Here is a 1,053-nt window from a genome sequence, read left to right as displayed (position 1 = left end):
GATATCAACCGGACAAAACAGATCCTGTCGGATGAGAGCCTCTGCGAGTTCATCCTGGTATTCGAAAACCATATGACGCCTACCGCACGTTTTGCTGACATTCTACTGCCGGATATCACCACCATCGAAAACCATGAAGTGGCCAGCAACGGTTATGCCTCCGGAAGCCTGGGCGCCGTGATTCCGCTGGTGCCCGCTATTGCCCCGATGTATGAGTGCCGCAGTGCATACGACATCTGTGCAGGTATTGCCAGGCGCTTTGGCCTGGAAGAACAGTACACAGAAGGCAAGACCCATGAGCAGTGGGTGGCGGAACTGTATGAGCAGATGCGCAAAGAACAGCCTCAGGTACCAACGCTGGAAGACCTGCGTCGTGACGGTCCCTACAAGCAGCTGGCACCGAAAAATATTCGTATCGCCCTGGAAGATTTCCGCAAGGATCCTGTGAAGAACCCGCTGGGCACACCATCCGGTAAAATAGAGATTTACTCCGAACAACTGGCGACCATTGCCGCTGAATGGGAACTGCCAGAAGGTGATGTGGTGACACCGCTGCCACAGTACGTGACCACCTGGGAAAGCCATCTGGACCCGCTGACGGCAAAATATCCCCTGCAGTTAATTGGCTTTCACACCAAGGGCCGTGTGCACTCCACATACCATAACGTCGCTTTGCTGCGTGAAGCCGTAACGGATGCGGTGTGGATGAACCCGGCTGATGCCGAAGCCCGGGGAATCAAAGATGGTGACATGCTGAAAGTCTGGAATGACCGTGGCGAGACCCGGGTTCCGGCTAAAGTCAGCCCCCGGATTATGCCCGGTGTCGCCGCCCTGGCAGAAGGTGCCTGGTACGCACCGGGTAAAGACGGTGTTGACCGTGGTGGCTCATTCAACGTGCTGACCACTCAGCGCAATACGCCATTGTCAAAGGGTAACCCGATGCACACCAATCTGGTGGAAATTGCCAAGGCATAACAGGATAGGAATAACGTTCGATGAAGCAACTCTCGATGAAACAGTTGGGATTTTACGTCGACACGGCCAGGTGTACGG

At 54.9% G+C, this 1,053-nt stretch carries 1 protein-coding gene; it reads left to right on the top strand.

Annotation, left to right across the window (positions count from 1 at the left end; all coding sequences use genetic code 11):
- On the top strand, nucleotides 1-975 hold a 975-nt coding region (locus KDK13_RS11815; RefSeq protein WP_257285172.1), incomplete at its 5' end, for a molybdopterin dinucleotide binding domain-containing protein.
- Between the last annotated feature and the right edge of the window lie 78 nt (nucleotides 976-1,053).

The sequence above is a fragment of the Endozoicomonas sp. SESOKO1 genome (assembly GCF_024606265.1).
Classification (GTDB): domain Bacteria; phylum Pseudomonadota; class Gammaproteobacteria; order Pseudomonadales; family Endozoicomonadaceae; genus Endozoicomonas.
Note: the sequence above shows the minus strand (reverse complement) of the source record. Positions and strands in the feature narration are given on the sequence as shown.